This window comes from Streptomyces sp. NPDC101234 (assembly GCF_044767525.1).
GTDB classification, from domain to species: Bacteria; Actinomycetota; Actinomycetes; order Streptomycetales; family Streptomycetaceae; genus Streptomyces; species Streptomyces sasae.
Genome location: NZ_JBIWOA010000002.1, coordinates 677,213 through 704,190, shown reverse-complemented (window position 1 = coordinate 704,190; position 26,978 = coordinate 677,213). Strand labels below are relative to the sequence as shown.

The following is a 26,978-nucleotide window of genomic DNA, read 5'->3' as shown; positions in this document are numbered from 1 at the left end:
TGTTGGTGTGTTTGTGGGGGGGGGGGGGGGGGGCGTGGGGGGGGGGGGGGGGGGGGGGGGGGCCCCCCGGGGGGGGGGGGGGGGGGGGGGGGGGGGGGGGCCCCCCCCGGGGGGGGGGGGGGCGGGCCCCCCACTTCCGGTGGCTGAGCCGATCAGTCGCCGCTGGGGACGGCGGTCTCCACGCCCGGCATACCGACGGCGAGGTGATCGATCTGGGTCTCGGTCAGCGCACCCTGGAAGACCCAGACGTCGGAGAGCGAACCGGGGAAGTACCCGCCGGACGTGCTCCCGGCGGTGTCGCGGCCGAGCTGCAGGGTCTTAGCCGCCTTGTAGGTCAGCACGTCGTCGGCCCACGAGACGGTGTCGGCACAGCTCGCGTCGTCCTGCACCCCGTCGTCGTCGGCGTCGGCGCAGGCGGTCTCCTGGAGTTCGCCGTTGACGTAGAGGCGGACCTCCTTGGAGAAGCCGTCGTAGACGAGTGCCACGTGGTTCCAGTCGGTGGGGCTGTAGAACATGCCGTTGCCGATGTCGGAGACGGTGGCGGAGTCGCTGTCGGAGTCGGCGGTGGCGATCCGCCAGCGGCCCGGATCGGTGGCCGGGGTGGTGCTGGGTTCGTAGCGCACCGCGAACGCGCTCTTCTTGGTACCGGGAGCGCTCATGACGGTGACCGGACTCGTCGGAGTGGCGGCCGCCTGGACGAAGGCGCTCACGGTGAAGCTGGCGCTGGTGTCGACCGGCACCACGGTGGCCGCGGCGTAGTCGTCCGTGCCGTCGAGGGCGACGGCGCCGTCGACCCAGCCCGAGCCCGTCTGGGCGCCGTTGTAGAGCGTCATGGCGTTACCGGAGGACAAGGCGTCGGGCGAGGTCAGCGGGGTGCCGGTGGCCGTCTCGAACTTCCAGCGGCCCTTGACCAGAGCGCGCTGCTTGAACAGCTGCTGCACCTCGCCGGCGGACACCGGCCGGTCGAACAGCCGCACGTCGTCGATCTGGCCCGGGAAGAACGAGGTGGCCGCGCCCGCGAACGCACTGGCGCCGATCTGCACCGCGCCCCCGGCATACCAGGTCGAGGGCAGGGCCGTGGTGCCGGCCAGGGTCCCGTTGACGTACAGCGAGAGCTTGTCGGCCTCGGTGTCCTGCACTCCGACCAGATGCGTCCACTCGCCGCCGTAGGCGGTGGTGCCGTCGGGCTGCATGGCCCGCACCACCGTGGAGTCGGCGGTGTCGGCGCTGTGCTGGTTGAACACCCAGCGGTCGTAGGAGCTGGAGTAGTACAGCTCCGGCCCGGTCACCGTGGTGCCGATCTGCGTGGCGACGGTCGCGGCGTGGGTCGGCTTGGTCTTCGCCAGCTTCACCCAGGCCGACACGGCGAAGCTGTACGAGGTGTTGATGTGCGGGCCGGCGGTGGTGGCGTAGTCGTCGGTCCCGTCCAGGGTGAGCGCGTTGCCGTCCGCTCCGGTCGCACCAGTGGTGGCGCCGCCCTTGAGGACCGCGGGGTTCACATCGGCCCGGCCGCTCAGCGCGGTCACGCCGGCGGCGTCGTCCATGTGGAAGACCGCGCGGGCCGGACGGCCGTCGCCGATCGCGTTCGTGCTGTACAGGCTCGACACCTCGGTCCCCGACAGCGGCTTCTCGAAGGTCTTCACCTCGTCGATGGCACCCGGGAAGGGCGCCGTCGGCGTGCCGTTGAGGAAGCTGCCGCCGATCACCATGCCGCGCCGTGCGTTCCAGGCCGTGGAGTAGGCCGTGGACCCGGCGAGCGCACCGTTGACGTACAGCTTCAGCAGCTTCTCGCCGGCGGCGTAGATACCGACCAGATGCGTCCACTCGCCGGCCTTGACCCCGCCCGCGGCGGCCTGCATGGCCCGTACGGGGGTGCCGTCGGCGGTGTCGGCGCTGTACTGGTTGAACACCCAGCGGTCGTACCCCTTGGAGTAGTACAGCTCGAAGCCCGGCGCGTTGTTGCCGCGCTGGGAGGCCACCACCGCCGCGCCGGACGGCATGGCGGACAGCTTCACCCAGGCCGACACCGAGAAGCTGACGTCGGTGTTGATGGTGGCGATGTCCGTGGCGGCGTAGTCGTCGACGCCGTCGAACTGCACGGCCTTGCCGAACCTGCCCTCCACGTTCGGCGTCGGACCGTTGTACAGGGTCGCGGTCTGTTCCGGTGCGCTGCCCGCCACCTGGGTGGCGCCGGCCGTCTCGTCCATGGCCCAGCCGGCGCGTTCGCGCTGCCCCGACTTGACCCGGAACTGGTAGGTGCGGATCTCGGAGCCGTTGCCCGCGGAGTCGAAGGACCGCGCCGTGAAGGTGTTGAGGCCCGGCCTGACCGGCAGCACGGGCACGGTTTTGGCCGCTCCGCCCGAGGTGGTGACCGTGTTGGCCGAGACCGGGTCGCCGTTGAGGCCGAACCAGTACTTCGTCACGTCGGAGACGGCGCCGGTGATCACGAAGTCGCCGTACTGGCCGACTCCGTCGTACCAGGGGTCGTCGGGGTCCTCGGGGTCGGAGGCCGGGTAGATGGCCGAGGAGATGGCGGGTGCCTTGGGCACGCTCGTGTCGTACACGAAGTAACAGGCGGTCGGGTCGCCGGTGTACGACCACGGCGAGTACTGGGCCCCGTCGTAGGAGTGGACGTACCAGTTGACCGTCTTGTTCGCGGGGATGGAGGACGGCAGCGTGATCGCGAAGTCCGAGCCGGACTTCTTCGCCGTCGTCGGACCGGACTTCCAGCGGGTGACGACGCCCTTGCCGTCACCGGTGTCCCAGCTCGCCCGGAACTCCACGGAGACGGAATCGCCGTCGGGGTCGGTGACGTCGTTGGCGTAGATCTTGCCGAGCGTGCGTACCCGCGCGGCACTGGCGGGGCTCTTGCAGGAGCCGCCGTACTCCATGGTCAGCTGCGACATCTTGATCTGCGGCGGCGGGCGGTTGTACTGGACACGCAGATAGGCGTCGTCCGAGAACCGCTTCCAGGCGTAGCCGTCGGTCTCGCTCGCCGCCTTCATGCCGAAGGTCATCGTCGACCACTTCTTGTCGGCGGCCTGCTGCACCGCGGACTTCACGTCGAACTCCGCGTCCTTCGCCGCGCAGCCGGTGTACCCGTAGGCGAAGGACTCCGTCCTGAGGCGATCGATCCAGAAGGCGTCGTTGTCCTGCGAGTTCCAGGTCGTCGAGGAGGAGATGTCCTTGGTGCGCCACAGCTCCACGCTCCGGTCCGAGCAGGACGCCGACCAGGTGTTGCGGACCACGAACTCCGCCTGCAGCACGGTCCGGCCCGCGAACTTCGAGGTCGGGATCCGGTAGAAGAGCCGCTTGGTGTCGTACGGCGCGCAGTACGACCAGTTGCAGTACCCCAGGCCGGCGTCCGAGTCGCCGTTGAACTTCCACTGCGGCGACGACGCCCAGTACTTGGAGGCCATCGTCCAGGCCGAGGCCTTCGGGGAGTACCACTGGGGGTCGATGAAAACGGGGTACACCGTGCCCTTGCCCCTGAGCACGCCGGTGTCCGGCGTCAGGACCAGGGCGTTCTGCGCGGCGGGAATCTCCACGCCGACCGGGGCCACATTGCCGGACTCCGCTGCACCGGCCTCGGAGGCGGTGGGGCCGGTGGTGGCGGTGGCCACAGAGTTCCGTGCGGCGCTGGACGACGTCGTTCGGGCGGGTCCGGCGGTGGACCCGGACCGGGTCGAGGAGGCGGGCGCCTCGGTACTGGAATCCCACATCAGGGGGCGGGGAGCCTCGAAGACGGCGCTACCGGCTCCCTGGTCGACCGCCGCCAGGCCGCCGTCGGCGGTCTCCTTGACCTGCATGCCGTCGGCGTCCAGCTTCAGCCGCAGTTCGCTCAGTTCGGCGCTGGCCGCGGCCTCGGCCGACTTGATGACCAGGAGCTGGGTGAAGCTGTCCTGCTGCGCCGTCATCCGCAGATCGACACCGGGCAGTACGTCCGGATAGGTGGCGGTGTTCCCGCTCAGCTCGGGGGAGGGCAGGTCCTTCGGCCAGGAGAGCGCCAGTTCACGGCCGTTCTTCGTCATCCGCACCAGCGGCGACGAACCTCCGCCGGAGAACGTCAGACCGACGGTCGTCGCCCTGGGCGCCACCGTTCCGTTCGCGCCGCGGGTCAGCGTGGTGTCGATGTCCCGCCACGCGCCGTCCACCCGGGTCCGCACCGGCCGCAGATGCTCCCGGGCTTCCAGGTGTCCCTCCGGGGTGGCGTACACCTCGCTGCTCTCACCGCGTAACGAGACGATCTCCACCGGCTTGCCCGTACGCGCGGCCTCGGCCAGCGCCTTCGCATCCTCGCCCGTACCGTCACCGTCACCGGCGGCGGCCTTGGCGGCGCCGTCGGCCGAGATGACGGCGTTCTCGTCGGCGACCGCCATGGCGCCGTTGGCTGCGCTCGCCGCCAGCACCAAGGCCGCGGAGAGCACGACGCCGACTGTGCGCAGCCGGCGTCTCCCCCTGTGCGTATTCATATGAACTGCTCCCCCACAGAGCCCTGTTGGGCTACGACTGGCCGTCTTCGATCAGACGACCGGCCCGCAACATATGAGCACTTACAGTTCGTTAACCAGGCCCTTACGAAGGGACAAAGCGCACAAGATCTACTAATCAAGCGAAGTCAGGTCGTGAAATACTTCACGTTTGCCCCCTGAATTCGCCACGATCCAACACCGATGACCCAATTGGGGGTCGCGCCTCCGGCCCGCACACCGCCGCCGCGATGAAGGCCGCCCTCAACAAGCACCTCGGCCTCGCACCACAGGGCACCCGGGGCATGCGTACAGACCCCTCGGAACAACAAAAAGGCCAGGTCACGTGTTACGTGACCTGGCCTTTCCCGGAGCCGCTTTCGGGATTCGAACCCGAGACCTACGCATTACGAGTGCGTTGCTCTGGCCATCTGAGCTAAAGCGGCGTGTCGTCCGCACTATGGTGCGATCAGCGACGTCGGTAAGTCTACACAGTTTCCGGGGTGCTCCGTACACGCCCCGGAGCGAGTGGCTCCGGGGCGGGTGGCAGGGCTATGAGCAGCGCTTTCCGTTCGCCGGCGGGGTGCCGTGGAGGAGGTATGTGTCGATCGCCGAGTCGATGCAGGCGCTGCCTCGGCCGTACGCGGTGTGACCGTCGCCGACGTAGGTGAGGAGGCGGCCCGAGGAGAGCTGGCTCGCCAGGGACCGGGCCCAGGGGTAGGGGGTCGCCGGGTCGCGGGTGGTGCCGACCACGACGATCGGGGCGGCGCCCTTCGCCGTGATGCGGTGCGGTTCGCCCGTCGCCTTCACCGGCCAGTACCCGCAGTTCAGCGAGGCCCACGCCATGTTCGGGCCGAACACCGGGGACGCCTTCTCGAACGCGGGCAGCGCCTTCTCCACCTGCTCCGGGCTGGTGAAGGCGGGCGGCAGGTCCAGGCAGTTCACCGCGGCGTTGGCGGACATCAGGTTCGAGTAGCGCCCGTCGGGGTCGCGCTCGTAGTAGCTGTCGGAGAGGGCGAGCAGTCCCGCGCCGTCGTTCTCCGTCATCGCCGCGTGCAGCGCGTCGCGCAGCTGCTCCCACTCCGCCTGGTCGTACATCGCCGCGATCACACCGGTCGTACCGAGGGACTCGGTGAGCTTGCGGCCGTCCGCGTCACCGGTGGGGAGGGGGTGCGCGTCGAGTTTCAGGAAGAACGTCCTGAGGTTGTCGGCGATCTCCGCCGGTGGGCTGCCCTTCGCGCCGAGCGGGCAGTCGGTGCGCTTCGCGCAGTCCTTCGCGAAGGACTGGAACGCCGTCTCGAACCCGGCCGTCTGCTCCAGGTTCAGCTGACGCGCGGAGAGGGAGGGGTCCATCGCGCCGTCCAGGACCATCCGGCCCACCCGGTCCGGGAACAGGCCCGCGTAGGTCGCGCCCAGGAACGTGCCGTACGACGCCCCCACGTAGTTCAGCTTCTGGTCGCCGAGGACCGCCCTGGCGATGTCCATGTCCCGCGCCGAGTCGGCCGTGGACACATGGTGCAGCAGCTGCGCCGAGTGCGTCCCGCAGGCCTCCGCGAACTTCTTGTACGCCCCGACCAGCGCGTCCGTCTCCCTCTGGTCGTCGGGCGTCACATCGGTCTCGGTGTACGCGTCCATCTGCCGGCCGTTCAGGCACTCGACGGGCTCGCTGCGGGCGACGCCGCGCGGATCCACCGCGACCATGTCGTAGCGCGCCCGCACCTCGGCGGGGTAGCCGATGCCGGCGTACTGCTGCAGGTAGTCCACCGCCGAGCCGCCCGGGCCGCCCGGGTTGACCAGCAGCGACCCGAGCGGCTTCGCCTTGCCGGTCGCCTTCTTCCGGGCGACCGCCAGCCGGACGTCACCCGCGCCGGGATTGGCGTAGTCGAGCGGGGCCTTCATCGTCGCGCACTGGAAGCCGGGGGCACCGCAGCTGCGCCAGGTGAGCTTCTGGTCGTAGTACGGCGCCAGCGAGGACGGTGTCGAGTGGGGCAGCGCGGCCAACTGGGCGGTTTCGGCCGAGGCCGCCGCCGTCGTCGCCGACGGGCTCCCCGAGGAGCATGCGGACACGAGCAGGGCGGCGGCCGAGAGCAGGGCGGCAGCCGCCACGGTCCGGGTGCGGGTCCGGGGCCGAGTCGGGGTCCGGCGGGCGATTCGCCTGATATGCATCAATCGAGCGTAACGCCGAGAGATGATCTTTGTGCTGTGCCAGTTGACTGTGGCTCGTACGGGTGACCCCGTCAACGTGGGGCCCCGCCCATGTCCGGGCGGCGACTCAGCCCGCTCCGAGCACCGTCGTCAGCCCGCTCTGAGCGCCATCGTCATCGCCTCCACCGCCAGCAGCGGCGCCACATTGCGGTCCAGGGCCTCCCGGCACGCGGCGATCGCCTCGATCCGGCGCAGTGTGGACTCGGGCGAGCCGGCGCGGGCCAGCCGTTCCAGGGCGTCCTCGGCGTCCGCGTTGGCGATCGCCGTGCGGGAGCCGAGCTGGAGGGCGAGGACGTCGCGGTAGAAGCCGGTGAGATCGGTGAGGGCGACGTCGAGGCTGTCGCGCTGGGTCCTGGTCCGGCGGCGCTTCTGCATGTCCTCCAGGTCCTTCATCACACCCGCCGTGCCACGCGGCATCCGCCCGCCCTGGGCCGCGCCGAGCGCCACCTTCAGCTCCTCGGTCTCCTTGCCGTCCATCTCCTCGGCGAGCTGCTTGGCGTCCTCCGCGGCCGCGTCCACCAGCTCCTGGGCGGCCTTCAGACACGCGCCGACCTCGTCCAGCCGCAGCGGCAGCTTCAGCACGGCCGCGCGGCGCTCGCGGGCGGCCGGGTCGGTGGCCAGCCGGCGGGCCCGGTCGACATGCCCCTGGGTGGCCCGGGCGGCGTTCGCGGCGGCCTCGGGCTCGATGCCCTCGCGCCGTACGAGCATGTCGGCGACCGCCTCCACCGAGGGCGTGCGCAGGTTCAGGTGGCGGCAGCGGGAGCGGATCGTGGGCAGCACGTCCTCCAGCGAGGGCGCGCAGAGCAGCCAGACCGTACGGGGGGCGGGCTCCTCCACGGCCTTGAGGACGGCGTTGGCCGACTTCTCGTTCAGCCGCTCGGCGTCCTCGACGAGGATGATCTGCCAGCGGCCGGTCGCCGGGGACGTGTACGACTTGCGGACCGTGTCACGCATGTCCTTGACCAGGATCTCGGCGCCGACGGCGGCGACCGTGGTGACATCCGCGTGGGTGCCGATCAGCGCGGTGTGGCAGCCGTCGCAGAAGCCGCAGCCGGGAGCTCCGCCGAGAGCGCGGTCAGGGCTCACACACTGGAGGGCGGCGGCGAAGGCCCGCGCCGTCTGGTTGCGGCCGGCGCCGGGCGGGCCGGTGAACAGCCAGGCATGCGTCATCTTCGACGTCTCCGGCAGGGGCTGGTCGGCCGCGGCGGCGGTGACCAGGGCGTCGGCGTCCCGGGCGGCGGCGGTCAGCACCTCGCTCACCCGCTCCTGCCCGACGAGGTCGTCCCATACGGTCATGGGTCACGCCGCCCTTTCGTCTGCGTCCAACGTCCTGATCGAATCGATCCGCGCCCCGATCGACCCGTCTTCCATCGACCCGTGTACCGATCGATCCGCGTCCCGATCGACCCGCGTTCCATCGATCCGCGTTCCATTGTGCGGGCGCCCACTGACAACGCGGTCCACATCGCACGTGACGACGCGACGAGGGGCGGCACCGGCCGGAACCCCGGCCCGCACCGCCCGCGCGCACACCCTCAGCCGCGCCGCCCGCGACCCCGGCGGCCCTGCTCGTCGTCGTGCTCCTCCTCGTACGACCCCAGCAGCTCGTCCGCCAGCGACGGCAGGTCGTCCAGCGGCGTCTCCTCGGCCCAGTCGGGCCGGGGGCGCTGCCGCCGGGCCGTCGCACCCTCCGCGTCGACCTGCGGCATCTCACGCGTACGGTCCTCGGAACCGTCGGGGTTCCCGCCGGGGCGCTCGTCCCGGAAGAAGCCGCGCGGCATCCGGTCCGCCGGGGCATCGGCGGGAGCCTGGGCGTCGTCGCGCACGGGAGGCAGTACGGCGGTCTCGTCGGCCGCACCGGACGGCACCGGGGGCAGTACGGCCGTCTCGTCGGCCGCGCCCACGGGAGGCAGCACCGCGGTCTCATCGGCCGCCCCCGCCTCCGGGACCGGCGGCTGCGGCAGCTTCGCCGTCACCTCGGACTCGGACTCCCGGGCCGCGGGCGCCCGGTCCTCACGCACCGGACGCAGCACCGTCGTCTCGTCCACCGCGCGCTGCGCCGCCGAGGATCCGCCCGTGCCCGAAGCGGCCTGAGGCCTGTCGTCCGGCTTCACCACCGGCGTCGGCACGGTCACCGCCTCCGGTGTGACACCGGGCGCCGTCGGCTGCGGCGCGGACGACTCCCGGGCGGCCACGTCGGCCGCTGCCGCCGCCTCCGCCGCCGCGCGACGCGCCTGCTCGGCCTTGACCAGGGCCTCCTCGGCCTTGCGCTGCTTCTCCAGGCGCAGTTCCTCGGCCTCGGCGCGCAGCCGGGCCTCCTCCGCGGCCTGCTTGCGGCGCTGCTCCTCCTCGGCCTTGCGGCGGGCCTCGGCCTCCGCACGGGCCTTCTCCTCGGCGAGCAGCCTGGCCTGCTCCTCCTCGGCCCGCTTACGCGCTTCCTCGGCCCGCTGCCGGGCCTCCTCCGCCTGCCGTTCGGCCTCGCGGCGCTGCGCCTCCTCCAGCTCGCGGCGCTTGCGCTCCTCCTCCTCGGCGCGCAGCTTGGCGAGCTGCTCCTGGCGCTCGCGCTCCAGGCGCTCCTCCTCGGCCTTGCGCGCGGCCTCTTCCTCGGCCTTGCGGCGGGCCTCCTCCTCGGCCTTCTTCCGCGCCTCCTCGGCGGCCTTGATCTCGGCCTCGGAGAGCGGCAGCACGGTGTCGAGGCGGGCCCTGATGACGGTCGTGACCGCCTCGGGCTCCTGGCCGGCGTCCACCACCAGGTAGCGGCCGGGGTCGGCGGCGGCCAGCGTCAGGAATCCGGCCCGCACGCGCGCGTGGAACTCGGCGGGCTCCGACTCCAGCCGGTCGGGGGCCTCGGTGAACCGCTCGCGGGCGATCTCCGGCACCACGTCCAGCAGGACGGTCAGATGCGGGACCAGCCCGTCGGTGGCCCAGCGGTTGATGCGGGCGACCTCGGTCGGGGACAGGTCGCGACCCGCGCCCTGGTAGGCGACCGAGGAGTCGATGTAGCGGTCGGAGATGACGACCGCGCCGCGCTCCAGGGCGGGCCGGACGACGGTGTCGACGTGCTCCGCGCGGTCGGCGGCGTACAGCAGCGCCTCCGCGCGGTGGGACAGACCGGCCGACGAGACGTCCAGGAGGATCGAGCGCAGCCGCTTGCCGACCGGCGTGGCGCCCGGCTCGCGCGTGAGCACGACTTCGTGGCCCTTGGCGCGGATCCATTCGGCGAGGGCCTCGGCCTGGGTGGACTTGCCGGCGCCGTCGCCGCCCTCCAGGGCGATGAAGAAACCGTTGGTCGCGGGCGTCTCGGCCGGGTCGTCGCCGCCGAGCAGCGCGTCCCGCAGGTCGTGGCGGAGCGGTACGCCCGCGCGGTCGTCGACCTTGGCCAGCACCAGCGCGGCCACCGGCAGCAGCAGCGCGCCGACCAGCATCAGCGTGAACGCGGCGCCGCCGTGGGCGAACACGAACTTGCCGTTCTCCAGCCGGTGCGGCCCGATCAGCGCGGCGACCAGGGGCGCGATCAGCGCGCCGAGCGCTATGGCGACCCGGACCACCGCGTGCAGGTGCTCGGTGGTGCGCGCCCGGCGGAAGTCCTCGGTCTCCTGGTCGAGCAGGGTGTGCCCGGTGTTGGCGGCGACGCCCGCGCCGATGCCGGCCAGCGCGGCGATCAGCAGCACGCTGGTGACGTCCGGGACCAGACCGGCGGCCAGGAGCGCGACGCCGGTGAAGGCGATCGCCAGCGACAGGAGCCGGCGGCGCGAGAGCGTCGGCAGCAGCGAGGGCGCCGTACGGATGCCGACGGCGACCCCGCCGGTCAGGGCGAGCACCAGCAGGCCGTAGAGGACCGGGCCGCCGTGCAGGTCCCTGGCGTGCAGCACGGAGACGGAGACGGAGACGGAGATCGCCCCGGCGACGGCCGCGCAGGCCAGCACCAGCAGCGGGATGGCGCCGGTACGGCCCGCGTCGGCGCCGGTACCGGTCCTGGGGCGGCGCAGGCCCTCCAGCGGCGACCGCGCCCGCGGGGTGCGCGTGCCGGGCACCTCCAGGTACACCAGCACCGAGAGGGAGGCGGCGAACAGGCCCGCCGCCACGTACGACCCGAGGGCCACCTGGTGCTGGGCGAACCATGCGATGCCGGTGCCCAGCAGGTTGTTGACCAGCGACGCGACGACGAGCGCGGCGGCCGCGAGGGGGATCGCCAGGAACGTCGTCCGCAGCGACAGCCGGCGCAGCGCGTCCAGGTGGTCGGGCAGCGGTCGTACCGTCGCGCCCTCCGGAGGCGGAGCGGGCAGCAGCGCGGGGGCCGCGCTCTCCCGGCACACCGTCCACAGACGCTCGGCGACCCCGATCACGAAGACGGTCACCAGCAGCAGGGCCGGCGCGTTCTGCGGGGTCCAGTCGATCCACAGGGGCGCGATGAGCAGCAGGACGGTACGCAGACCGTCGGCGCCGACCATGGTCCAGCGGCGGTCCAGCGGCCCGTCCTGCGCGGTCAGCGTGGTGAGCGGGCCCAGCAGGACCGCGCCGAAGAGCAGGGTGGCCAGAATGCGCACCCCGAAGACGATCGCCACCGCGAACGCCACGCCCCGGTACCCGCCGCCGAACGAACCCTCGGCGACAGCCGCCTGGAGGGTCAGCACGACCAGTACCAATAGGGCCAGGGTGTCGCCCACACCACTCACCAGCTGGGCGCTCCACAAGCGCCTCAACTCGGGTCGGCGCAGCAGCGAGCGGACGGCGCGCTCGCGGGAATCCGCTACCAGCGCGTCGTCCGGGTCTGTCTGGGGGGCCGTTGGCTGCTCGGCTCGCGTCATGCTTTCAGCCTATCGGCAGCCACCGACGGCCCGGTGCGGCCGTCCACAGGTACGCACGCCCCGACACCAAGTTGATGCCGGGGCGTTTGCTTTGCGAAGCCGATGTGACCAATACGTGGACCGGTTCGACCGATGCGCGGACCGGCGCAAGCCGTCCCGGCCCGTGCGAACCGGTCCGACCGGCACCGACCGGCCCGGCCGGTGCGCGTGCCCGGGACCAGGTCAGTCCTCCGCAGCCGCCTTGGTGGCCGTCGCCTTCTTGGCGACCGTCTTCTTCGCGGTGGCCGTCTTCTTGGCGGCCGTCGTCGTCTTCTTGGCCGCGGTCTTCTTGGCCGCGGCCGTCTTCTTCGCCGGAGCGGCCTTCTTCGCGACGGCCTTCTTGGCCGTCGTCTTCTTGGCCGGCGCCTTCGCCCGCTTCTCGGCGAGCAGCTCGTAGCCGCGCTCCGGGGTGATCGTCTCGACGCTGTCGCCGGAGCGCAGGGTCGCGTTGGTCTCCCCGTCGGTGACATACGGCCCGAAGCGGCCGTCCTTGACCACGACCGGCTTCTCGCTGACCGGGTCGGTGCCCAGCTCCTTCAGCGGCGGCTTGGCGGCGGCCCGGCCGCGCTGCTTGGGCTGGGAGTAGATCTGCAGCGCTTCTTCGAGGGTGATCGTGAAGAGCTGGTCCTCGGAGGTGAGCGAACGCGAGTCCGTGCCCTTCTTCAGGTACGGCCCGTAGCGCCCGTTCTGCGCGGTGATCTCCTGGCCCTCGGCGTCGGCGCCGACGACACGCGGCAGCGACATCAGCTTGAGGGCGTCCGCCAGGGTGACCGTGTCCAGGGACATGGTCTTGAAGAGCGAAGCGGTGCGCGGCTTGACCGCGTTCTTGCCGGTCTTCGGGGTGCCCTCGGGGAGCACCTCGGTGACGTACGGGCCGTAGCGGCCGGCCCGGGCGATGATCTGGTGGCCCGACTCGGGGTCGGCGCCCAGCTCGAAGTCGCCGCTCGGCTTGGCGAGCAGTTCCTCCGCGAGTTCCACGGACAGCTCGTCGGGGGCCAGGTCCTCCGGCACGTCCGCGCGCTGGTGGCCCTCGGAGTCCTTCTCGCCGCGCTCGATGTACGGGCCGTAGCGGCCGACCCGGAGCACGATGTCGTTGCCCACCGGGAACGACGACACCTCGCGCGCGTCGATCGCGCCCAGGTCGGTCACCAGCTCCTTGAGGCCGCCGAGGTGGTCCCCGTCGCCGTTGCCCGCGTCGGCCGCGCCGCCCGTGGCAGTGCCCTCACCGAAGTAGAAGCGCTTCAGCCACGGCACGGCCTTGGCCTGACCTGCGGCGATGCGGTCGAGGTCGTCCTCCATCCGGGCGGTGAAGTCGTAGTCGACCAGTCGGCCGAAGTGCTTCTCCAGGAGGTTGACCACGGCGAAGCTCAGGAAGGAGGGCACCAGGGCCGTCCCCTTCTTGAACACATAGCCGCGGTCGAGGATCGTGCCGATGATCGACGCGTACGTCGACGGGCGGCCGATCTCGCGCTCTTCGAGCTCCTTGACCAGCGAGGCCTCGGTGTAGCGGGCCGGGGGCTTGGTGGAGTGCCCGTCGACCGTGATCTCCTCGGCGGACAGCGGGTCGCCCTCGCCGACCTGGGGCAGCCGGCGCTCGCGGTCGTCCAGCTCGGCGTTCGGGTCGTCGGCGCCCTCGACGTAGGCCTTCAGGAAGCCGTGGAAGGTGATCGTCTTGCCGGAGGCGCTGAACTCGACGTCCCGGCCGTCGGCGGCGGTGCCGGCGATCTTCACGGTGACGCTGTTGCCGGTCGCGTCCTTCATCTGGGAGGCGACGGTGCGCTTCCAGATCAGCTCGTAGAGCCTGAACTGGTCACCGGTCAGACCGGTCTCCGCCGGGGTGCGGAAACGATCACCCGAGGGGCGGATCGCCTCGTGCGCCTCCTGGGCGTTCTTGACCTTGGCGGCGTACGTACGCGGGGCCGAGGGCAGGTAGTCGGCACCGTACAGCTGCGTGACCTGGGCGCGGGCGGCCGCGATCGCGGTGTCGCTCAGCGTCGTCGAGTCCGTACGCATATAGGTGATGTAGCCGTTCTCGTACAGCTTCTGCGCGACCTGCATGGTGGCCTTCGCGCCGAAGCCGAGCTTGCGCGAGGCCTCCTGCTGGAGGGTCGTCGTACGGAACGGGGCGTACGGCGAGCGGCGGTACGGCTTGGACTCGACCGAGCGGACCGAGAACCGGGTGTTCTCCAGGGCCGCGGCCAGAGCGCGGGCGTTCGCCTCGTCGAGGTGGAGGGTGTTCGCGGTCTTGAGCTGCCCGACCGAGTCGAAGTCACGGCCCTGGGCGACGCGCCTGCCGTCGACGGCCTGCAGCCGGGCGACCAGGGACGACGGGTCGCTCGGGTCACCGGCCCGGCCGGTCCCGAAGGTGCCCGTCAGGTCCCAGTAGTCGGCGGAACGGAACGCGATGCGCTCGCGTTCCCGCTCGACCACGAGCCGGGTCGCGACCGACTGGACACGGCCGGCCGACAGGCGCGGCATGACCTTCTTCCACAGGACCGGCGAGACCTCGTAGCCGTAGAGGCGGTCGAGGATGCGGCGGGTCTCCTGGGCGTCGACGAGCTTCTGGTTGAGGTCGCGCGGGTTGGCGACGGCCTCGCGGATCGCGTCCTTGGTGATCTCGTGGAAGACCATCCGCTTGACGGGGATCTTCGGCTTGAGGACCTCCTGGAGGTGCCAGGCGATCGCCTCGCCCTCCCGGTCCTCATCGGTGGCCAGGAAGAGCTCGTCGGATTCCTTCAGCAGGTCCTTGAGCTTCTTGACCTGCGCCCTTTTGTCGGCGTTGATCACATAGATGGGCTGGAAGTCGTGTTCGACGTCCACACCGAGGCGCCGGACCTCGCCGGTGTACTGCTCGGGCACCTCCGCGGCGCCGTTGGGAAGGTCACGGATGTGCCCGACGCTCGCTTCGACGACGTATCCGGGGCCCAGATAGCCCTTGATCGTCTTCGCCTTGGCGGGCGACTCGACGATGACGAGTCGGCGGCCGCCCTGTGCGGTCTCGCTGGTCGGGGACAACTTCGCTCTTCTCTCCGGTCGACGCTGGGGCCTCCCCAGGTCTTGCTCCCGGGGTCGCGGCACGGGCACGGACGCCCGTTCACTTGGTGACGCTGCGGAGTGTGACGGTACATCCCGCCCCCGTGTCAAACGGGAAAAGCCCACAACGGCCACTCGAACGGTAACCCGACTACCGCCATTCCTGCCGCCCGGAGTCCTCGGTCACTCTCTCGGCCCTGTCCGGAGCGTGACGCTCCCATTACCGGAGCGGTCCCCTCAGAGGCGGGTCAGGCAGTAGGCCCCGAGGCCCAGCGAGACCACCGCGGCGAGGCTCGCGAGGGTCACCGACGCGGCCTGGCTCACCCCCTGGGCGACGGGTTCACCGCGCCGGACCCGGGTGCCGGTCCACACCAGCAGCACGCCTCCGAACAGGGCGAACACCGCCCCTGCGAAGATCGCCGGTCCGCTCTCCATGACCCGCGCGCCCCTTCCCTGCCGTCCACGAGTGCCCAGCGCCCGGAGAGTGACACGCACGGACGGCGGGCGGGAGGCCGCCGGACGAACGCGAAGTGAACGAGACACCCCGAGATTCTCGAACATTCGATCGACGGACCACGGGACGAACGTTCCGGCCACATTTTTCCGGCCTTTTTCTTTTTCCGGCGTGTCCCGCAGGTCCACAAGCCCCCTGGACGCCCCGTCAGCCCGCCGGCTCGAGGAACCCCTGCTCCACCAGCAGCCGGATCTGCGCAGGCGTGCGGTCACGCAGCAACACCGGGTCCTCGCCCATCAGTTGGGCGATGGCGTCGAGAATCCGCCCCGCACTCAGCGTGCCGTCGCACACCCCTGCGAACCCGGCGCCGACCGTGTCCACCTTGGTCGCACGGCGCATTCCACGGTGCTGACGCAGCACCACATGCTCCGGATCCTCGGCGCCGGGCAGTCCCACCTGCTCCTGAACCACCTCGACGGCAAGCTTGAAGTGGCCTTCGAGGAGATCCGCGTCGTCGTGCTCACGGAGGTAGTCGAGCCGGTCGAAGTGCGCCCGGATCGTGTCACCGAGCGGCTGTTCGATCGAATGCGGCCACTCCTCCACGGTGACCGAGGGCACGGCGGCCGCCGTCTTCCGCAGCGTGATCCAGCCGAACCCCACCCCCTTCACCTTGCGCGCCTCGAACTCGTCGAGCCATGCGTCGTAGCGCGCCCGGTACTCCACCGGGTCGCCGCGGTGGTCGCCGGAGTCCCTGAGCCACAACTCGGCGTACTGGTTGACGTCCTGCACCTCGCGCTGCACGATCCACGCGTCGCACCCGCGCGGCACCCATGACCTGACCCTGTCCTGCCAGTCCTCCCCTGCCACGTGCTGCCAGTTGGCGAGGAACTGCGCGAACCCGCCCTCGTTCAGCCGTTCCCCGGCCTGTTGAACGAGCGAGCGGCACAGATCGTCCCCGCTCATCCCGCCGTCCCTGTAGGTGAGTCGGGCCCCCGGCGAGATGACGAACGGCGGGTTGGACACGATCAGGTCGTACGTCTCCTCTTCCTTCACCGGCTCGAACAGCGAGCCCTCGCGCAGGTCTGCCGCCGGGGCGCCGGAGAGCGCGAGCGTGAGCGCCGTGATGTGCAGCGCGCGCGGATTGAGGTCGGTCGCCGTCACGCGTGTGGCGTGCTGGGCGGCGTGCAGCGCCTGGATCCCGGAGCCGGTGCCGAGGTCGAGGGCGGCGGCGACGGGCGTACGGACGGTGATGCCGGCGAGGGTCGTGGACGCGCCTCCGACGCCCAGGACGACGCCCTCGTGGCGCTGGCCGATGCCACCGGCGCCGCCGACCGCGCAGCCGAGGTCGGACACGATGAACCAGTCCTCGCCGTCCGGCCCGCCGTACGGCCGTACGTCCACGGTGGCCGCGACCTCGTCGCCGCCCGCGCGGGTCAGCCAGCCGCTCTCCAGGAGGTCGTCCACGGGCAGGAAGTCCGCCACGCGCGCGTGCGGCACGGGCTGCTGGAGCAGGAGCAGCCGGACGAGCGTCTCCAGCGGTGCGTCCCCGCGGGTCGCCCGGAGCGCGGGCACCGTCTCGCTGCGGGCGAGCGCCGCGTACGCGGGCGCACCGAGCAGTTCCAGGAGCCCGTCGGCGGTGAAGGAGGCCCCCAGCAGGGCGGTACGCAGCCGGGCGGCGACGTCGGGGCGGTCGGAGGCGGGCAGGATGGCGAGGCCGGAGTCAGTCACGTCCTCCATTGTGGCCCGCGGCCACCTCCGGACGCGGGCTCAGCACACCAGGCGCCATCCGGCTCGGCACACTCCCCCAGCACACGGGACCGGCACGGGCGACCCGGAACGCACACGGGACCGGCACACGGCGCCGGCACCGACCCCTACCTCAACGCGGGCCCCCAGCACGCACGGACCCCACGACACGGCCCAGCGCAGCGGTCCCGGCGCACTGTTTCGGCTTCGGCCCCGGTCTCCTGCTTCGACTCGCGGTGCTCGGCGTGCCGCCGTCAGCCCCGTCAGCCCGCGGTCGACGAGCCCGATGCCGCGGACGTCGCCGTCGTGGCGACCTTCTTGCAGCTGGCCTGATCGGCGATCGCGTCCTTGACCTCGCCCTGCTCCAGAGCCTGCAGAGCCGCGGTGCCGCTCTTGTTCTGCGTCTCCAGGTTCGCCATCTGCGAGGCGACGTCGTGCAGACCGGAGGCGAACTTCGCCTGGTCCTTGGTGTCCAGCGCGTCGACCTTCTTCTTCAGGTCGGCATAGGACGCGGAGAGGCTGTCGAGGTTCTTGACGACGTCCTGCTGGCGCTTGGCGCCGTCGTCGACCCCGGGAGGCGCGCCGGCGCCGCTGATGGCGGCGGCGAGCGCCTTGTAGCCGTCGGACATGTCCTGGAAGGCCTGGGAGTCGGTCTTCTGGATGGTCGCGGGCGAACTCGTGGTGTCCGAGGCGGTCTGCGCGATCGCCGCGTTGGCGGCCTTGATCTTCGCGTCCTGCGTCGGCACCGCGTCACACACGGTCTTGGCCCAGGCGATCAGCTTCGGGTCGGTGCCCTTGCTGCCGCTGCTGCACCCGGTCAGTGCCACTACCAGTACCGCACCGCCGGACAGTGCGGCCGCGAGCTTCTTGTTCACCGGATCGGTCCCTTCCACGGCTCTCGGCCCCCGGAATCTACACGGCAGACGGACAGCACCCCCATGACCTGCACCCGATAAGTACGTTTTTATGCAGTTTGCCCCTAGGAGAGAAGGCTCACGACGAAACGGCGCACACAGGAGGCTTACGGCATGAAACGGACGCCAGCGTGTGCATGACGAGGTGGGCACCGACGCATGTGCGACGAGGCCGCGCGGGCGCAGGGACGCGAAACGGGCGGACGGCGCGTCAACACACGCCATCCGCCCGCTCGTTGGCCGGCCCCCTCGCGAGGGCCATGGTGGCCGTCGTAAGACCGCCTACGAAACCACCGCAGGATCGGCCGACTTGGCCACGCGTTCGGAGCTGTCCTCGTCGTCGCCGACGGCGATGCCGCGCCGCTTGGAGACGTACACCGCCCCGACGATCACGATCAGTGCGAGGACCGCGATCACGATCCGGACGCCGATGCTCTTGTCATGGCCGTAGGAGAACTTGATCACCGCGGGCGCGATGAGCAGTGAGACCAGGTTCATGACCTTGAGCAGCGGGTTGATCGCGGGACCCGCGGTGTCCTTGAAGGGGTCGCCGACCGTGTCGCCGATGACCGTGGCGGCGTGGGCCTCGCTGCCCTTGCCGCCGTGGTGGCCGTCCTCGACGAGTTTCTTGGCGTTGTCCCAGGCGCCACCGGAGTTGGCCAGGAACACCGCCATCAGGGTGCCCGTCCCGATCGCACCCGCGAGGTAGGAACCGAGGGCTCCGACGCCGAGGGTGAAACCGATGAAGATGGGCGCCATCACGGCGAGCAGTCCCGGCGTGGTCAGCTCGCGCAGGGCGTCCTTGGTGCAGATGTCGACGACCTTGCCGTACTCGGGCGTCTCCGTGTAGTCCATGATCCCGGGCTTCTCGCGGAACTGCCGCCGCACCTCGTAGACCACCGCGCCCGCCGAACGCGACACGGCGTTGATGGCGAGTCCGGAGAAGAGGAAGACGACCGCCGCGCCGGCGATGAGGCCGACGAGGTTGTTGGGCTGCGAGATGTCCATGGACAGGGTCAACGGGGAGCCCGCACCGGTCAGTTTGGCGCCCACGTCCTGCACGTTCGTGGTGATGGCGTCCCGGTACGACCCGAAGAGCGCCGACGCCGCGAGGACGGCGGTGGCGATCGCGATGCCCTTGGTAATGGCCTTGGTCGTGTTGCCGACCGCGTCCAGGTTGGTGAGCACCTGCGCGCCCGCGCCCTCGACGTCGCCGGACATCTCGGCGATGCCCTGGGCGTTGTCGGAGACCGGCCCGAAGGTGTCCATGGCGACGATCACGCCGACCGTGGTGAGCAGGCCGGTGCCGGCCAGCGCGACCGCGAACAGCGCGAGCATGATGGACGTACCGCCCAGCAGGAACGCGCCGTAGACGCTCAGGCCGATCAACAGGGCGGTGTAGACGGCCGATTCGAGGCCGACCGAGATTCCGGCGAGGACCACGGTGGCCGGGCCGGTCAGCGAGGTCTTGCCGATGTCCATGACCGGACGCCGGTTGGTCTCGGTGAAGTAGCCGGTCAGCTGCTGGATGACGGCCGCCAGCAGGATGCCGATGGCCACCGCGACGAGCGCGAGGATGCGCGGGTCGCCGTCCTTGCCCCTGATGGCCGCGTCCGTGATGCCGGCGAGGTCGGAGTACTTCCCGGGCAGATAGACGAAGACCGCGATCGCAACCAGCACCAGCGAGATCACCGCGGAGATGAAGAAGCCGCGGTTGATGGCGCTCATGCCGCTGCGGTCGCTGCGGCGCGGGGCGACCGCGAAGATGCCGACCATCGCGGTGAGCACGCCGATCGCCGGCACCAGGAGCGGGAAGGCGAGACCGGAGTCGCCGAAGGCGGCCTTGCCGAGGATCAGCGCGGCGACCAGGGTCACGGCGTACGACTCGAAGAGGTCGGCCGCCATGCCCGCGCAGTCGCCGACGTTGTCGCCCACGTTGTCGGCGATGGTCGCGGCATTGCGCGGGTCGTCCTCCGGAATGCCCTGCTCGACCTTGCCGACCAGGTCGGCGCCGACGTCGGCGGCCTTGGTGAAGATGCCGCCGCCGACACGCATGAACATGGCGATGAGGGCGGCTCCGAGGCCGAAGCCTTCGAGCACCTTCGGCGCGTCGGCCGCGTAGACCAGCACCACACAGGAGGCGCCGAGCAGGCCGAGCCCCACCGTGAACATGCCGACCACGCCGCCCGTGCGGAAAGCGATCTTCATGGCTTTGTGCGCGACAGCGGTGAGATCCTTTTCCGGTTCTCCTTCCGCCGGAGTTGCTTCGCGGGCCGCCGCGGCGACCCGCACATTGCTGCGTACGGCGAGCCACATGCCGATATAGCCGGTGGTCGCCGAGAAGGCCGCGCCGATCAGGAAGAAGATCGATCGGCCGGCGCGCTGATTCCAGTCGTCCGCGGGCAGCAGCAGGAGCAGGAAGAACACCACGACGGCGAATACGCCGAGGGTGCGCAACTGCCGGGCCAGATAGGCGTTCGCGCCTTCCTGGACCGCCGCCGCGATCTTCTTCATGCTGTCGGTGCCTTCGCCCGCGGCGAGCACCTGACGCACCAGGATCCAGGCGACCACGAGCGCGGCCAGCGCCACAGCGGCGATCACCGCCACCAGGACCCGGTTGCCGTCGGTCAGGACCGCGGCCGCGAGGGTTGAGGGGTGGCCCAACTGTTGAGGGGTAGAAAGCCCCGCCATTCGTCCTCCTTGACGCTTGGGCTGAGCTCAAGATGTGGACGGATTCTAGGTACCCCGGAGTGATCTCAACAGGGGACGGTAAACGGAATTGGCCTTCTCGTGCTCTTCAGCAAATGATCGAGGTCATGCCATCGAACCCGAAAGTGGTAACGCCCTAAAAGCATTGACGATCACAACTGGAGCAATCGACGCTTGATCAAATTATCGGGCGATCTACCGGGCATTGATCGTGAATTCCTTCACGAATTCGGCGACCGGATGACATCCGACGGAAAATAACAAGAAGGGCCCTGCTCAGCAGGGCCCTGCTTGTTCAGGTGACTCTCAGGCGAGCGCGATCCCCGGCGAGGCGGTCGGCCAGGTCATGCGGATCAGCCCGCCGTTCTCACCGGCGGTGACCTCCACGTCGTCGACGAGGCCGCTGATGACCGCGAGGCCCATCTCGTCCTCCTCGGCCTCCGCGTCCACGTCCGCCGCGCCACCGGGCGCCCGGTCACCCGGAGCGGAACGGGGTGCCTCGTCGCCGACCTCGATGGAGAACTGTTTCTCCTCCTCGATCAGCGCCACCCGCACCGGCTCGATGATGCCGGCGCTCTGGTGCAGACCTACGGCGCGGGAACAGGCCTCGCCGACGGCCAGCCGGACTTCGTCCAGAACGGCCTCGTCCACTCCGGCCCTGCGTGCCACCGCCGCCGCCACCAGTCGGGCGGTGCGGACGTGCTCGGGCAGCGCGCTGAAGCGGAGTTCAACGGTGGCCATACGTCCCCCTCGGAACTACGGGCGTGCGATGGGGGGCCGGGCCGCCGAGAACCCGGACCCCCGATGAATTGCGTCCGCCATAGGGCCTGTGACCCGTGAACGGCTGTTGGCACGGGCACGCGGGCCCGAGCGGGCGGGGGCGACACGGGCGGGCGCACAGCTCTGTACGGGCTCGTGTCGGAGGCCGGCCGGAGCGGCGCGGACCGATGGCGGTCCGGGTGCCGTCGGCCGGCCCGGGGTCAGTCGGTGGCCGCCACCGCTTCCTCGACCGAGGTGTGGATCGGGAACACCTTGGTGAGGCCGGTGATGCGGAAGATCTTCAGAATGCGCTCCTGGTTGCAGACCAGGCGCAGCGAACCCTCATGGGCACGCACCCGCTTAAGGCCGCCCACCAGCACGCCGAGCCCGGTGGAGTCGAGGAAGTCCACGCCCTCCATGTCGACGACGAGGTGGAAATTCCCGTCGTTCACCAGCTCGACCAGCTGCTCGCGCAACTTGGGCGCGGTATATACGTCGATTTCGCCACCGACCTCGACGACCGTACGATCGCCGACGGTACGGGTCGACAGGGACAGGTCCACGGATCCTCCAGCACCTTGCTATCGAGCGGTCGCCCCTTGGGGCACTTCGGCTTGCGGCCCCTGGGACGTTCGCCAGCCGCGATGGCATTCAATCACTTACCGGCAGGCGTGCACGACGCCTTGGCCCCATTGTCCGTCACTCCAGTGACACACTCGGTCCCGATGGCCATAAATCACCGATCCGATCGACCCTCGGTTCCGACCGCGTCCGGGTTCTCTCCGGGCACGGTCCTGGACCGGCTCGCCTCCGGGCCGAGCCGGGCTTCGCGCATCACTCATACGGAGCACTTGCCCCCGCGCGCCGGTCGGCATGCCGTCTGGCCTGACCGGATTCGTGCGGAGGTCGTCGCGGCCGTACAGGAGTGCGGCATCGAGCATCCCTGGGAGCACCAGGCCCTGGCCGCCGAGCACGCCCTGGACGGCGACTCGGTGGTGGTCGCCACCGGCACCGCCTCGGGCAAGTCCCTGGCGTACCTCGTGCCCGTCCTCTCCACCCTCCTGGAAGGCTCCGAGGCCCCCAACGGCCGGGGCGCCACCGCCCTCTACCTCGCGCCCACCAAGGCCCTCGCGGCGGATCAGTGCCGATCGGTGAAGGAACTTTCACAACCGCTCGGCAACGCCGTACGCCCGGCCGTGTACGACGGCGACACGCCGTACGAGGAACGCGAGTGGGTCCGCCAGTACGCCAACTACGTGCTCACCAACCCGGACATGCTGCACCGCGGGATACTTCCCGGGCACCCGCGCTGGTCCTCCTTCCTGAAGTCGCTGAAGTACGTCGTCGTCGACGAATGCCACACCTACCGGGGCGTCTTCGGCTCGCACGTCGCCCAGGTGCTGCGCCGGCTGCGCCGCCTGTGCGCCCGCTACGGCGCGTCCCCGGTCTTCCTGCTGGCCTCCGCCACCGCCGCCGAACCGGCCGTCGCCGCCCGCCGCCTCACCGGCCTGCCGGTCGTGGAGATCGCCGACGACGCCTCCCCGCGCGGCGAGCTGGTCTTCGCCCTCTGGGAGCCGCCGCTGACCGAGCTGCACGGCGAGAAGGGCGCCCCCGTCCGCCGTACCGCCACCGCCGAGACCGCCGACCTGCTGACCGACCTCACCGTGCAGGGCGTGCGGTCGGTCGCCTTCGTGCGCTCCCGGCGCGGCGCGGAGCTGATCTCCGTCATCACCCAGGAACGGCTGGCCGAGGTCGACCGTTCCCTCTCCCGGCGTGTCGCGGCCTACCGCGGCGGCTACCTCCCCGAGGAGCGGCGCGCCCTGGAACGCGCGCTGCACTCCGGGGAACTCCTCGGGCTTGCCGCCACAACGGCCCTGGAACTGGGCGTGGACGTCTCCGGGCTCGACGCCGTACTGATCGCCGGGTACCCGGGTACGAGGGCCTCTGTGTGGCAGCAGGCGGGCCGCGCGGGCCGCTCCGGCCAGGGCGCCCTCGCCGTCCTGGTCGCGCGCGACGACCCACTGGACACCTTCCTCGTCCACCATCCCGAGGCGTTGTTCGACCAACCGGTGGAATCGACGGTCCTCGACCCCGACAACCCGTACGTCCTCGCCCCGCACCTGTGCGCGGCCGCGGCCGAGATCCCGCTCACCGACGAGGACCTCGACCTGTTCGGGCCCGCCTGCGAGGAACTGCTGCCGCAGCTGGAGGCCGCGAAGCTGCTGCGCCGTCGCACCAAGGCCTGGCACTGGACCCGCCGGGAGCGGGCCGCCGAGCTGACCGACATCCGCGGCGAGGGCGGCCGCCCGGTGCAGGTGGTCGAGGAAGGCACCGGACGTCTGCTCGGCACGGTGGACGCCGGCGCCGCGCACTCCACCGTCCACGAGGGCGCGGTCCACCTCCACCAGGGCCGCACCTACCTCGTACGCCACCTCGACCTGGAGGACTCGGTGGCCCTGGTCGAACAGGCCGAGCCGCCGTACTCCACGGTCGCCCGCGACACGACCGCGATCTCCGTGCTGGAGACCGACGTCGAGATCCCCTGGGGTGACGGCCGCCTCTGCTACGGCTCCGTCGAAGTCACCAACCAGGTGGTCTCCTTCCTCCGCCGCCGGCTCATCACCGGCGAGGTCCTGGGCGAGACGAAACTCGACCTCCCTCCCCGTACGCTGCGCACCCGCGCGGTGTGGTGGACGGTCACCGAGGACCAGCTCGACGAGGCCCGGATCAACCCGGAGATCCTCGGCGGCGCCCTGCACGCCGCCGAGCACGCCTCCATCGGCCTGCTCCCGCTCTTCGCGACCTGCGACCGCTGGGACATCGGCGGCGTGTCGATCCCGCTGCACCCCGACACGCTGCTCCCGACGGTCTTCGTCTACGACGGCCACCCGGGCGGCGCGGGCTTCGCGGAACGCGCGTTCCACACGGCCCGCACCTGGCTCTCGGCCACACGTGACGCCATCGCCGCGTGTGAGTGCGACGCGGGGTGCCCTTCCTGCATCCAGTCGCCCAAGTGCGGGAACGGCAACGATCCTTTGCACAAGCGGGGAGCGGTGCGGCTGCTCACGGTCCTGCTGAAGGGGGCACCGGAGCAGGTGGTTGCGTGAGTGCGGCTGCGTGGGGGCCGGTCACGCAGGTCCCCACGCCCCTACGGGGCGCGCTGCAGGCGTCGCCCGTGGAATCGGTCGCCGGGCCCGCTCTGGCCCTGACCTCCGCCGCGAACGGTCCCGCTCCCGACGCCGCCGTCACGTCCGAGACGTCACCCACGACCACGCACCGCGTGAGCCGGGTGCCCTGCGCCCGCGCCACGCCGTCGGCCCTGGCGCAGGCCGCCGTAGCCCCCTCGGCCCAATGGTCCGCCGCCGCGAGCGCGGCCATGTCGGCACCACCGGCGGCACGGTGCCGCGTGACCACGGCCTGCCCCAGACCGAGCACGATGCCGAACACAACACACAGAGCGGCGATCGCACCGACGCTCCACACGGTGGCAGAGCCTCGATCAAGCGCCCCGTAGGGGCGCGGGGAACTGCGCGACCAGCCCCCACCGGCCCGCAGCCACCCGACCACCGCCCCAAACCGGCCCTTCACGGCGCCGCCCCCGTCGGTCCCTCCGCCAACGCCACCGCCGACTCCCGCACCTCGAACGGCAGCGCATGCAGCACCGGCGGCCTCGCCACCACCGTCACCCGAACCTGATCACCCTCCCTGCCGATCGTGACCGTCGCCCCGTCCGGCGCCGCCTCCTTCGTCACCGCGACCACCGCGTCCTCGGCGTCCTGCCGCGCAGCGGCCCGCGCCCCGGTGCGGGCGGCATCCACGCACTGGATCTGGGCGGCCACCACCAGCAGCCCCCACACCAGCGCCATCGTGAACGCCACCAGCACCGGCAGCACCACGGCCGCCTCCGCCGTCACGAACCCGCGGTCCGCGGCACGCCCCCGCTCACATCCGCGCACTGAGCGCTCGTTTCACGATGTCCTGGAGTTCCGCACTGACCTCACCGCTCGTCACGACGGCGTAGAGAACCGCCGCGAACCCGACGGCGGCGATGATCCCCATCGCGTACTCGGACGTGACCATGCCCTCGTCCCGGCGAAGCACATTCCGCATCCTCTGGATCTTCTGGTACATCTCGACTCCTTCGACTCTCCTGAAATCACTTCCTGTTGTCGGCCCTGCTGTCGCCGCTCTCATCCACCACCCCCTCGCATCACCCCGCCCGCCAGCCCGATCACCACGGGCAGCACCCCGACCGCGATGAACGCGGGCAGAAAGCACAGCCCCACCGGCGCGGAGATCAGCACCGCCGCCCGGCGCGCCCGCGCGGTCGCGCTCCGGGCCCACTCCGCGCGGGCGTCCGAGGCGAGCCGGGCGACCGGGGCGGCCGCCGGCAGCCCGGACTCGTCCGCGCGCTCCAGCAGCCGGGCCAGGGCGTCCGCACCCGGCAGTGCCGCCAACCGCCGCCAGGCGTCCGCGGGTTCGCCGCCCAGCCGTACCTCCGCCGCGCCCCGCGCCAGCCCTTCCCCGACGGGTCCGCCGAGGGCCTCGCCGACGGCCTGGGCGGCGACCACCGGACCGGCCCCGGCGGCGATGCAGGCGGCCAGGAGGTCCGAGGCCAGGGGGAGTTGGCGAGCGGCCTCGGCCGTCTCCGCCTCAGTCGCCCGCTCCCCGTCCCCGTCCCGGCGCCGCCACCGCCACAGCCCCGCGGCGGCGCCCAGCCCCAGCAACGCGCCGACGACCCCGCCGACCAGCACCCAGCCGCCGCACACCACACCGACGACCGGCAACCACCTGCGGACGGCGCCTGTGACGTCGGAGTGCTTCTCCGTCCGCTCCAGGGCCAGCAGTTCGGCGACCCTGTGCCTGGCCCAGCGCCTGCGCCGGGCCGACTCCAGTCGCCACACCGCCCAGCCCAGGGCCGACAGCACCGCGACCGTCACCCCCAGCCTGTGGACAGCCTCCGCGCTCATGCCGCCTCAGCTCCCCGTACGATCCGGGCCGCCCACCACATCCCGGCGCCCTCGAACATCGCGCCGACGGCCAGGCAGCCCAGCCCGGCCCCGGTGTGCAGCAGTACGCGCAGCGGATCGGCGCCCATGGCGGAACCGAGCAGAAGGCCGAGGGCGGGCAGGGCGGCGAGCATCACGGCGGTGGCGCGGGCGCCCGACAACTGGGCGCGCAGGTCGGCACGTTGGTCCCGCTCGTTGCGCAGGGCCGCGTCCAGGCGGTCGAGGCCGGCGGCAAGTCCCGCGCCCTGGTCGACGGCCACCCGCCAGCAGGCCGCGAGACCCAGCAGACCGTCGGCGCCCGGCCGGCGCGCCGCCACCGCGAGCGCGCCGGGCACATCCCCGCCGAACCGCGCGGCCGCGACCACGGCCGCCTGCGCCTCGCCGAGCCCGCCGGAGTCCCTTGCGGCCCGCAGCAGCGCCTCACCGGGCTGCCGTCCCACGCGCACCTCGCCGGCGAGCGCTCCGCACAGCGCGATCACCGCGTCGGCCTGCGCCTCCCGGACCCGCCGCGCCTGACGTGCCAGCCGTACCCGGCGCAGGACCGGCACCCCGGCCGCTCCCGCGAGGACCGGAATCACCGAGGCGGCAAGGAGAGCCAGCGCGACACCGACGGCCAACGCCCACCACTCATCCCGCCACCGGCCGCACAGCCGCCGGAGTTCCCCGACCGTCCGCTCCCAGGAGGGCGGCCCGTTGGCCACCACCCCGCCACCGGTGAGCAGCAGCCGTGTCCGCCGCACCTCGCGCTGCCGCTCGGCCAGGAGCCACGCCATGACCCCACCGCACACCACGACCGCGCCGAACGTCGTCTCACCCATCACCCACGCCCTTTC

The 26,978-nt window shown here is 71.4% G+C and carries 17 protein-coding genes and 1 tRNA gene; 1 reads left to right on the top strand and 17 read right to left on the bottom strand.

Translation table 11 applies throughout. The features are described 5' to 3' along the window. Positions 1-152 precede the first annotated feature (152 nt). From ACIRR9_RS06445 to bldG, 12 genes are all read right to left on the bottom strand, one after another. Complete coding sequence (locus ACIRR9_RS06445; protein ID WP_403748150.1) at positions 153-4,472, bottom strand: LamG-like jellyroll fold domain-containing protein; 4,320 nt, start codon at positions 4,470-4,472, stop codon at positions 153-155. Positions 4,473-4,841: 369 nt separating this feature from the next. Further along, a tRNA-Thr gene (locus ACIRR9_RS06440) sits at positions 4,842-4,915 on the bottom strand. Positions 4,916-5,021: 106 nt separating this feature from the next. After that, positions 5,022-6,635, bottom strand: a complete 1,614-nt coding sequence (locus ACIRR9_RS06435; protein ID WP_403748148.1) for an alpha/beta hydrolase — start codon at positions 6,633-6,635, stop codon at positions 5,022-5,024. A 129-nt stretch (positions 6,636-6,764) separates the two neighbouring features. Further along, positions 6,765-7,970 carry a DNA polymerase III subunit delta' gene (locus ACIRR9_RS06430; RefSeq protein ID WP_403748145.1) on the bottom strand — a complete coding sequence of 402 codons (1,206 nt, stop codon included), beginning with the start codon at positions 7,968-7,970 and terminating at the stop codon, positions 6,765-6,767. A gap of 239 nt (positions 7,971-8,209) precedes the next feature. Continuing rightward, positions 8,210-11,482, bottom strand: a complete 3,273-nt coding sequence (gene tmk, locus ACIRR9_RS06425; RefSeq protein WP_403748143.1) for a dTMP kinase — start codon at positions 11,480-11,482, stop codon at positions 8,210-8,212. Between the two features lie 222 nt (positions 11,483-11,704). Next, positions 11,705-14,536: a type I DNA topoisomerase gene (gene topA / locus ACIRR9_RS06420; protein WP_403748140.1), complete on the bottom strand. Its 2,832-nt coding sequence runs from the start codon at positions 14,534-14,536 to the stop codon at positions 11,705-11,707. Positions 14,537-14,791: 255 nt separating this feature from the next. Continuing rightward, positions 14,792-14,989, bottom strand: coding sequence for a hypothetical protein (locus tag ACIRR9_RS06415; protein ID WP_403252932.1), 198 nt, complete (start codon positions 14,987-14,989; stop codon positions 14,792-14,794). A gap of 226 nt (positions 14,990-15,215) precedes the next feature. Beyond that, on the bottom strand, positions 15,216-16,745 hold the full coding sequence (locus ACIRR9_RS06410; protein ID WP_403748137.1) for a methyltransferase: 1,530 nt from the start codon (positions 16,743-16,745) through the stop codon (positions 15,216-15,218). A 272-nt stretch (positions 16,746-17,017) separates the two neighbouring features. Beyond that, positions 17,018-17,629 (bottom strand): small secreted protein, encoded by a 612-nt coding sequence (locus ACIRR9_RS06405; protein WP_384556778.1) that lies wholly within the window; start codon positions 17,627-17,629, stop codon positions 17,018-17,020. A gap of 321 nt (positions 17,630-17,950) precedes the next feature. Further along, a complete protein-coding gene (locus ACIRR9_RS06400; protein ID WP_403748136.1) occupies positions 17,951-20,359 on the bottom strand; it encodes a sodium-translocating pyrophosphatase in 2,409 nt (802 codons plus the stop codon). 324 nt (positions 20,360-20,683) lie between these two features. Further along, complete coding sequence (locus ACIRR9_RS06395) at positions 20,684-21,118, bottom strand: ATP-binding protein (protein ID WP_403748134.1); 435 nt, start codon at positions 21,116-21,118, stop codon at positions 20,684-20,686. A 239-nt stretch (positions 21,119-21,357) separates the two neighbouring features. Further along, complete coding sequence (gene bldG / locus ACIRR9_RS06390; RefSeq protein WP_010986038.1) at positions 21,358-21,699, bottom strand: anti-sigma factor antagonist BldG; 342 nt, start codon at positions 21,697-21,699, stop codon at positions 21,358-21,360. An 81-nt stretch (positions 21,700-21,780) separates the two neighbouring features. On the opposite strand from bldG, the gene ACIRR9_RS06385 reads away from it, so the two are divergent. Beyond that, positions 21,781-24,243, top strand: a complete 2,463-nt coding sequence (locus tag ACIRR9_RS06385; protein WP_403748132.1) for a DEAD/DEAH box helicase — start codon at positions 21,781-21,783, stop codon at positions 24,241-24,243. Here the strand turns inward: ACIRR9_RS06385 and ACIRR9_RS06380 are convergent. From ACIRR9_RS06380 to ACIRR9_RS06360, 5 genes are all read right to left on the bottom strand, one after another. Continuing rightward, positions 24,200-24,583 (bottom strand): Rv3654c family TadE-like protein, encoded by a 384-nt coding sequence (locus ACIRR9_RS06380; protein WP_403748192.1) that lies wholly within the window; start codon positions 24,581-24,583, stop codon positions 24,200-24,202. The two genes, ACIRR9_RS06385 and ACIRR9_RS06380, sit on opposite strands and share 44 nt — an antisense overlap. A gap of 137 nt (positions 24,584-24,720) precedes the next feature. Beyond that, the gene (locus tag ACIRR9_RS06375) at positions 24,721-25,050 is read right to left on the bottom strand and encodes a TadE family type IV pilus minor pilin (protein ID WP_403748129.1); all 330 of its coding nucleotides are present in this window, start codon (positions 25,048-25,050) and stop codon (positions 24,721-24,723) included. 28 nt (positions 25,051-25,078) lie between these two features. Then, on the bottom strand, positions 25,079-25,267 hold the full coding sequence (locus ACIRR9_RS06370; RefSeq protein ID WP_316771153.1) for a DUF4244 domain-containing protein: 189 nt from the start codon (positions 25,265-25,267) through the stop codon (positions 25,079-25,081). A 59-nt stretch (positions 25,268-25,326) separates the two neighbouring features. Further along, on the bottom strand, positions 25,327-26,106 hold the full coding sequence (locus ACIRR9_RS06365) for a type II secretion system F family protein (protein WP_403748126.1): 780 nt from the start codon (positions 26,104-26,106) through the stop codon (positions 25,327-25,329). Then, positions 26,103-26,963 carry a type II secretion system F family protein gene (locus tag ACIRR9_RS06360; RefSeq protein ID WP_403748124.1) on the bottom strand — a complete coding sequence of 287 codons (861 nt, stop codon included), beginning with the start codon at positions 26,961-26,963 and terminating at the stop codon, positions 26,103-26,105. Before ACIRR9_RS06360 ends, ACIRR9_RS06365 begins: the two co-directional genes overlap by 4 nt. Positions 26,964-26,978: the final 15 nt, after the last annotated feature.

What these genes read in the sequence shown, in the direction of transcription:
- ACIRR9_RS06385 (WP_403748132.1), top strand. Translation starts at nt 21,781, where the DNA reads ATGGCATTCAATCACTTACCGGCAGGCGTGCACGACGCCTTGGCCCCA.
- ACIRR9_RS06400 (WP_403748136.1), bottom strand. Translation starts at nt 20,359, where the DNA reads ATGGCGGGGCTTTCTACCCCTCAACAGTTGGGCCACCCCTCAACCCTC.
- ACIRR9_RS06365 (WP_403748126.1), bottom strand. Translation starts at nt 26,106, where the DNA reads ATGAGCGCGGAGGCTGTCCACAGGCTGGGGGTGACGGTCGCGGTGCTG.
- ACIRR9_RS06415 (WP_403252932.1), bottom strand. Translation starts at nt 14,989, where the DNA reads ATGGAGAGCGGACCGGCGATCTTCGCAGGGGCGGTGTTCGCCCTGTTC.
- ACIRR9_RS06445 (WP_403748150.1), bottom strand. Translation starts at nt 4,472, where the DNA reads ATGAATACGCACAGGGGGAGACGCCGGCTGCGCACAGTCGGCGTCGTG.
- ACIRR9_RS06370 (WP_316771153.1), bottom strand. Translation starts at nt 25,267, where the DNA reads ATGTACCAGAAGATCCAGAGGATGCGGAATGTGCTTCGCCGGGACGAG.
- tmk (WP_403748143.1), bottom strand. Translation starts at nt 11,482, where the DNA reads ATGACGCGAGCCGAGCAGCCAACGGCCCCCCAGACAGACCCGGACGAC.
- ACIRR9_RS06360 (WP_403748124.1), bottom strand. Translation starts at nt 26,963, where the DNA reads ATGGGTGAGACGACGTTCGGCGCGGTCGTGGTGTGCGGTGGGGTCATG.
- ACIRR9_RS06435 (WP_403748148.1), bottom strand. Translation starts at nt 6,635, where the DNA reads ATGCATATCAGGCGAATCGCCCGCCGGACCCCGACTCGGCCCCGGACC.
- ACIRR9_RS06410 (WP_403748137.1), bottom strand. Translation starts at nt 16,745, where the DNA reads ATGGAGGACGTGACTGACTCCGGCCTCGCCATCCTGCCCGCCTCCGAC.
- ACIRR9_RS06395 (WP_403748134.1), bottom strand. Translation starts at nt 21,118, where the DNA reads ATGGCCACCGTTGAACTCCGCTTCAGCGCGCTGCCCGAGCACGTCCGC.
- ACIRR9_RS06430 (WP_403748145.1), bottom strand. Translation starts at nt 7,970, where the DNA reads ATGACCGTATGGGACGACCTCGTCGGGCAGGAGCGGGTGAGCGAGGTG.